This is a genomic window from Aeromonas enterica (assembly GCF_054052465.1).
Map to the genome: position 1 here is coordinate 47,026 of NZ_JBSTYL010000029.1, position 6,926 is coordinate 53,951.

Consider the following 6,926-nt stretch of genomic DNA (forward strand, 5'->3'; position numbering starts at 1 on the left):
CATGCCCCTCACTTTCATTCGAAAATAAAAACAACTTCACATGTAAAATATATTAAAAGAAAGTTAACGCAAGTCGAATGATGTGAAGCCGATGAGACGGGGCACGACTCTGTTGGTCATCTGTACGGGGCAGGGAACTTCAGGGTTACCACAGATGCAGTAAAACAAGCTGCGCAGAAACCACAAGGGCGGCATCAGGCCACCCTTGTGGTTTTTACTGGCCGCGTACGGAGGTAGTGAGTTCGGATAACCGCAACCGCTGCCTGCCAGCCTCATCGAAGTTCTCCTCGGCCAGCCAGCGCTCAAAGCAGTCCTTCAACGCTGGCCACTCGCCGTCGATCACCGAGAACCAGGCGGTATCCCGTGCCCGCCCCTTGTCCACCCGGTTCTGGCGAAAGGTTCCCTCGTAACTGAAACCGAGCCGCAGTGCCGCCCGCCAGGAGGACTGGTTGAGCGCATTGCACTTCCACTCGTAGCGTCGGTAGCCGAGGGCAAAGGCATTGGCCATCATCAGCACCATGGCCGCCGTCGCCAGCCGCGATTGTTGCAGGGCCGGCGAGAAGTGCAGCCAGCCCACCTCAATGCTGCCCGCCAGGGGATCGATGCGCAGGTAGCTGGCGAGCCCCAGCGCCTGACCGCTCTTGGCATCCATGATGATGTAAAACTGGGGATCCGCCTTGGCGGCGCACGCTCGCAACCAGCTCCCCATGGCCGCCTCATCGGCAAAGGGCCCGCTGGTGAGGTAGGTCCACATGGCCCCGCTGTCGGCGCTGAAAGCCTGCCAGAGACCCGAGCCGTGACGCTCGGGATCCAGCGGTTCCAGCCGGCAGCCCCAGCCGCTGAGAGGGCGACGGGGCGGAAACTCGGCGCCCCGCCAATCGGGCAGCGGCGCACCGACCGGCTGGCCGAACTCGTTCAGATGGATATCAGCAGCCACAGGCGATCCCTCCCGTTTGCAGCACGCCCGCCTCGTTGCCGGTGGCGACGGCAAAGCCGTCCTGGCGCCACCAGTGCAGGCCGCCGATCAGCTCCTTGACCTGAAACCCCAGCGCCGCCAGCTTGTAAGCGCCGCGGGTCGAGCCGTTGCAGCCGATGCCATCGCAATAGCAGACATAGACCTTGTCCCGTGCCAATGCGGCCGTGGTCGCCGGGTTCATGGTGGCGTGGGGGAAGCTGATGGCACCGGGAATGTGTCCCTCGGCATAGTGGTCGGCGGAGCGGGTGTCGATGACGACGATGCGCGCCTCGCCCGCCAGCAGATCCGCAGCCAGATCGGCCGGGTCGGTGCGATAGGCCAGCTGGGCCTCGAAGAAGGCGCTGGCCTCTGCCGCACTGGCCAGCCCGCTGCTCAATACCTGACTCATGATAAACCTCCTTGTGACCAGACCCGAGTCCGGGTGGTGACGACTGTGTTGACCGGACTGACCAAGCCGGTACCCAATACATGGCTCATTGCTAAGCCTCCCGTGACCACTGCACTATCTTGGTGATCACTATGGTCCTGACCGAGTTGGCGATGAAGCACTCCTCATGGGCCTGATGGTGCAGTTGCTCCAACTCGGCCAGGGTGGGTTGCCGCTCGCCGGCAAACTGCACCAGCGGCTGCAATGTGACCCGGGTGATGGACTGGCGACCCCTTTCATCCGCCTCCATGATGCCCACCGCCTCGTCCCGGTAGCTCTCCACCCGATAACCCGCCCTGGCCACCAGCCAGAGGAAGGTGAGCATGTGGCAACTGGAGAGGGCCGCGACGAAGGCCTCCTCCGGATCGACGTGCTCGGCCACCGACCAAGGCAAGGGCACCACGTGCGGGGAGGAGGAGGCGGGCACCCTGACGCCACCATCAAACTCCCACCAGTGGGCCCGACTGTAGCGCTGATCGACGAAGGGCTCGCCGGCCCCGCACTGCCAGCTGATGGTGGCGCCGTATTCCGACATGCAGACTCCTTTCATTGCCAATATCTGTTGAACCCGAACCTTGAGCCTCAATGTAGCGACATAATGGCCTTGCCACGCCGACCAATTTTGCCAATATGGGCAGACCAATTGTCCTGCCTGGAAATAGCCATGCCCGCCCTGCCAACCCTGTTCGCCACTCAGCAACCCAGCGAGCTGCCGCTGCACGAGCAACTGGTGCGCATGTTGCGAGGCGCCATTCTGGCCGGCCATCTGCCCCAGCACAGCCGGCTGCCCGCCAGTCGCATGCTGGCCAGCGATCTCGGCATCTCCCGCAGCACTGTGGAGCTGGCCTATGGCCGGCTGGAGGCGGAGGACTATCTGGTGCGCAAGGTGGGGGCCGGCAGCTTCGTGGCGCTGGCGGCCGTGTGCCCGGCGCTACGTCCGCCCCAGTCGGCGGCCGGACTCTCCCGCCGTGGCCAGGAGATGGCGGCGGGGGGCGCCTGTCACGACACGCCGCACGTCGGCGCCTCCTTTGCCTCCAGCCAGCCGGATCCCCGCCTCTTCCCCCACGGGCTCTGGGGCCGGCTGATGCAGCAACAGTGGCGCCAGCAGGGGGAACGCTGGATGAACTACGGCGACCCGCAGGGGTTGCCCGAGCTGCGCAGCGCCATCAGCAGCTATCTGGTGCAGTCCCGCGGCGTGGTGTGCGAGCCGGAGCAGATCCTGATCCTCACCAGCTCCCAGCAGGGGATACTGCTGGCGACCCAACTGCTCATCGATGCCGGCGACACCGTCTGGGTGGAAGATCCCGGCTATCCTGGGGCCCGCACCGCCATGGAGAGCGCCGGCGCCAGGGTCCACCCCGTGCCCGTGGATGAGGAAGGGCTCAATCCACTGGGGCAACATCCGGCGCCGCGCCTCATCTACACCACGCCGGCCCACCAGTATCCCCTGGGCGTGCCCATGAGCTTGCCTCGCCGGATGGCGCTGCTGAGCGAGGCCGAGCGTCACGGCGCCTGGATCCTGGAGGACGATTACGACGGTGAGTATCAGTACGATCAGCGGCCGCTCCCCGCCCTGCGGATGGCCAGGGGCGGGTCATCTATGTGGGTACCTTCAGCAAGGTGCTGTTCGGCTCGCTTCGACTCGCCTATCTGGTGCTGCCGAGACCGCTGATGGATGCCTTCTGCCGGGCCAGGGCAGCCTTCGATGGCCACAGCAACCAGCTGCAGCAGGCGGTCACCGCAGATTTCATCCGCGCCGGTCACTTCGCCACCCACCTGCGCCAGAGCCGGCTCATCTACCAGAGCCGGCGCGACCTGCTGCTGAGCGAGCTCGCCAATCACTGTCCGCGGCTCACTCCGGTTCACAGCGGCGCCGGTTTGCAGTGCGCCGTGCTGCTGCCCGCCGGCGGCGAGGCGCGCTGGACCAAGAGTGCCAATGACATGGGTATTGGCCTGCGCCCGCTCGGCCAGTTCCATCTAGGCGAGCCGGGTCTGGAGGGCTGGCTGCTCGGCTTTGGCGCCCTCGACAACCAGACCCTGCGCCGGCTCTGTCGCCAGCTGGGCAGCCTGATGTCCACCCGCTGAACACTGGCTCCGGCAGTCAGCCGGTAGCGCCCATTTTCCCCTGCTCACGGCAAAGCGCCAGCCAGGCCTCGGCGGTGCGGGAGAGATAGCGTTCGCTCGGCCAGATCACCCCGAGTCGCCAACTGAGCTCGGGCAGGAGTGGCCGCAACACCAGCCCGTCCGGGGTCAGCCGGCGGCAGATGGGCTCGGGCAGAAAGGCGACGCCCATGCCGCTGCGCACCATGGCGGTGAGAAAATCCCACTGGCTGCTGCGGGCCGCCACCTGGGGCACGAAGCCCGCCTGCTGGCACGCCTGTTCCAGCCGCTCGCTCAGGGTGAAGGCCTGGGTGTAGAGCAGGAAGGGCTCATCGCGCAGATCCTCCAGCCGGATCTCGCGACGCGCGCGCCAGCGCGGCAAGTCCGGCAACACCACCTGGATGGGATACTGATCCAGCTCCAGCGCGCTCAGGGCGCCCCCCTCTTTGGTCGGCAGCATGGTGATGGCGAGATCCAGCTCCCCTTCCAATACCGCCTGCTCGATGCGCCGGCCGCCGTACTCGACGATGGAGAGCTCCACCCTGGGATAGCGGCTGCGATAGGTGCGGATGAGATCCGCATAGACGTGGCCCACCATGGGCGGGATGCCGAGGGCCAACCGGCCAAATTGCAGGCTCTGCAGATCGGCGAGTTCCGCCTCCAGCTGCTGCATCTCGGCCAATATGGTCTGGGCCCGGTTGAACAGCACCTGGCCGCTGTCGGTCAGGGTGAAGCGGCGCCCCTCCCGGTTGAGCAGCGGCTGACCCAGCTCCTCCTCCATGTTGCGGATCATCTTGCTGATGGTGGGCTGGGTGACGAACAGCTTCTCGGAGGCGCGGGTGAAGCTCTGCTCCCGCACCAGTTCGACAAAGTAACGCAGGGCTCGGATATCCATGGTGCTCTCTCACGGGCGGCAAGCCTTAATCATGCCTCTTTGGCATGAATTTGATAATTTAAATTCATTTTTTGCAGGTTTTGCTTGTCTCTATACTGTGAGCCAGTTCACAGAAAGACACTCATCATGAAAGCCCTCTGCATTCGCTGGTTCCAGACCCCCTTCCAAATCGCCCTGCTGGCCGCCATCTGGCTGCTGGCCGATGCGGCGGTACGCACCTTCCATCTGCCGCTGCCTGCCAATCTGACCGGCATGCTGGCACTGCTGGTTTTGATCCTGCTCGGCGTGGTCAAGACCCAGTGGTTCAGCGCCGGCGCCCGCTGGCTGCTGGCCGAGATGCTGCTGTTCTTTGTGCCGGCCGTCGTAGCAGTGGTCAACTATCAGGATCTGCTGTTGCAGGAGGGGTGGCGCATCATGCTGGTCTTGCTGATCAGCACGACTCTGGTGCTGGGTACCACGGCGCTGGTGGTGGACAGGGTCTATCGCCTCGAGCTGAAGCTGGCTCGCCGGAGCCGCCGCCATGCCTGATACCCTGCTCGGCCTGCTCTGCTTCGCCCTGACCCTGCTGTTCTACTACGCCAGCAAGTGGCTCTATGGCCGCAAGCGCATACTGCCCCTGATGCCGCTGCTGCTGGCACCCACCCTGCTGGTAGCCGTGGTGCTGCTGTTCCACATCCCCTATCAGGATTACATGGCCGAATCTCACTGGCTGCTCTGGTTGCTGGGCCCGGCCACCGTCGCCTTCGCCGTGCCCGTCTATGAGAACCGCCAGCTGATCCGCCGCCACTGGCTCTCCCTCTCGGTCGGGGTCACCGCTTCCGTCATCATGGCGGTGGGCAGCACAGTGCTGCTGGCGCGCTGGCTACACCTCTCCGACCTGCTGCAGCGCAGCCTGGCAATGCGCTCCATCACCACGCCGTTTGCAGTGGAGGCGACCCGCGCCATCGGCGGCCAGACCGACCTCACCGCCCTGTTTGTGGTGCTGACCGGGGTGATCGGCATGGCGGTGGGCGAGAGCGTGCTCACTCTGCTCGCCATCCGCAGCCGTCTCGGCAAGGGGGCCGGTTTCGGCGCCTCGGCCCATGGTGCCGGCACCGCCAAGGCGTACCAGATGGGTAACGAGGAGGGCGTCGTTTCCAGCATGGTGATGATGATCGCCGGCATGGTGACTGTGCTGCTCGCCCCCCTGCTCGGCCAGATGTTCTGGTAATCTCGCCGCTCGCCGCCATGGCTCTCAATTTCCTCCTGCCAAGGACGACAAATCAGCACTATCAGCCGCTACACTGAACTCAATGTGATGGTAGCGAGCCGTACGATGGACCACAGAGTGATCACCCTCGGGCTGCTGATTGGCAGCCTGCTCTTCTCCCCCTGCTTGCAAGCCGTGGACATAGTGACCCACGCCAGTCCGGAAAGCGATCGGGATCCGCGCACGCTCTACGGTCAACAGCTGCTGCAGCTGGCACTGGAAAAGACCCGCGACAGCTTCGGCGATTACGAGCTGCGCCCGGCCCCATCCATGAGCCGAACACGACTGCGCCAGGTGCTGCAATACAACCTCTACCCCAACCTGATTGCCATCGACAGCTTCCCGCCCCCCGGAGGCCCTCATGATCTGGACTATGTTCGCTTCCCGGTGGATCTCGGCATTCTGGGGTATCGCATCTGTTTCGTCAGTCCGACGCGGCAGCAGGCAGTGACACAGGTTCGCACCCTGGCCGATCTGCAGCAGTTCACCCATGGTCAGGGCCGTGGCTGGCAGGATGCAGTCATACTGCGCAGTGCCGGCTTCAAGGTGCAGGAGGTGGAGGGATACGAGCGACTGTTCAAGCTGGTGGCTCGCGGCCGGATAGATCTGTTCTGCCGGGGAGCCAATGAGCTGTTTACTGAACTGGAAACCCACCGGGACCTGCCTGAGCTGACGGTCGATCAGCACCTGGCCCTCTACTATCCCTTCATCCACCTCTTCTACAGTCACAAGGATAACCAGCACGCTCTGCGTCGCATTCAGGCTGGCCTGCAACTGGCTTGGCAAGATGGCTCGCTGCAGGCGCTCTGGCTCAAGACATTCAAACCGGCGCTGGATTTTGCCAGACTGGACCAGCGCCTGCTGTTCCGGCTGGATAACCCCTTGCTCAGGCAAATGGATTTTGACTATCAGCCCTATCTCTACGACCCCCTCAGCCACACCTTCGGGTCGGGAGAAACCGGCATCCGTGGGCAGCAGGATAAGGTGAACCCTGGCCCCTAGCAAAGGGCACAGCCACTACACTCAGGGGAGTCTCTTTCTCCGACAGGAGGTCATGTGCACTGGATTCCGCTGCTTGCCCTGTTTCTCAGCTTGCCCGTGCTGGCAGCTGCCCCGACAGTGTTCACCTACATGAGTCCGGAGAGCGAGCACGATTCCAGAGTCACCTATGACCGTGAGTTGCTGCGGCTGGCGCTGGAGAAAACCCGCCCCCCCCCCCGCGACTATCGTCTTCAAGCCGCCCCCCCCATGACATTTGCCAGGATGTGGATAAGCCAGG

At 64.0% G+C, this 6,926-nt stretch carries 7 protein-coding genes and 2 pseudogenes; 5 read left to right on the top strand and 4 right to left on the bottom strand.

The window, feature by feature from the left end; all coding sequences use genetic code 11:
• Positions 1-214 precede the first annotated feature (214 nt).
• From ACW5XD_RS21150 to ACW5XD_RS21160, 3 genes are all read right to left on the bottom strand, one after another.
• On the bottom strand, positions 215-937 hold the full coding sequence (locus ACW5XD_RS21150) for a GNAT family N-acetyltransferase (RefSeq protein ID WP_456496583.1): 723 nt from the start codon (positions 935-937) through the stop codon (positions 215-217).
• Positions 927-1,364 (bottom strand): rhodanese-like domain-containing protein, encoded by a 438-nt coding sequence (locus ACW5XD_RS21155; RefSeq protein WP_348686666.1) that lies wholly within the window; start codon positions 1,362-1,364, stop codon positions 927-929. The genes ACW5XD_RS21150 and ACW5XD_RS21155 overlap by 11 nt, the downstream gene beginning before the upstream one ends.
• Positions 1,365-1,455: 91 nt before the next feature.
• Positions 1,456-1,938, bottom strand: coding sequence for an OsmC family protein (locus ACW5XD_RS21160; RefSeq protein WP_456496584.1), 483 nt, complete (start codon positions 1,936-1,938; stop codon positions 1,456-1,458).
• Positions 1,939-2,067: 129 nt separating this feature from the next.
• Here ACW5XD_RS21160 and pdxR point away from each other — a divergent pair.
• Positions 2,068-3,488, top strand: a pseudogene (pdxR, locus tag ACW5XD_RS21165) (MocR-like pyridoxine biosynthesis transcription factor PdxR).
• Positions 3,489-3,504: 16 nt separating this feature from the next.
• Here pdxR and ACW5XD_RS21170 read toward each other — a convergent pair.
• Positions 3,505-4,398 carry a LysR substrate-binding domain-containing protein gene (locus ACW5XD_RS21170; RefSeq protein ID WP_456496585.1) on the bottom strand — a complete coding sequence of 298 codons (894 nt, stop codon included), beginning with the start codon at positions 4,396-4,398 and terminating at the stop codon, positions 3,505-3,507.
• 126 nt (positions 4,399-4,524) lie between these two features.
• Between ACW5XD_RS21170 and ACW5XD_RS21175 the strand changes: the two genes are divergently transcribed.
• The 4 genes and pseudogenes from ACW5XD_RS21175 to ACW5XD_RS21190 all read left to right on the top strand — a co-directional run.
• Positions 4,525-4,926 (top strand): CidA/LrgA family protein, encoded by a 402-nt coding sequence (locus tag ACW5XD_RS21175; protein ID WP_456496586.1) that lies wholly within the window; start codon positions 4,525-4,527, stop codon positions 4,924-4,926.
• Positions 4,919-5,608: an LrgB family protein gene (locus ACW5XD_RS21180; protein WP_456496587.1), complete on the top strand. Its 690-nt coding sequence runs from the start codon at positions 4,919-4,921 to the stop codon at positions 5,606-5,608. The genes ACW5XD_RS21175 and ACW5XD_RS21180 overlap by 8 nt, the downstream gene beginning before the upstream one ends.
• 105 nt (positions 5,609-5,713) lie before the next feature.
• Positions 5,714-6,649: a hypothetical protein gene (locus ACW5XD_RS21185; RefSeq protein WP_456496588.1), complete on the top strand. Its 936-nt coding sequence runs from the start codon at positions 5,714-5,716 to the stop codon at positions 6,647-6,649.
• Positions 6,650-6,703: 54 nt separating this feature from the next.
• Positions 6,704-6,926: pseudogene (locus ACW5XD_RS21190) on the top strand (hypothetical protein); the annotation flags it as partial.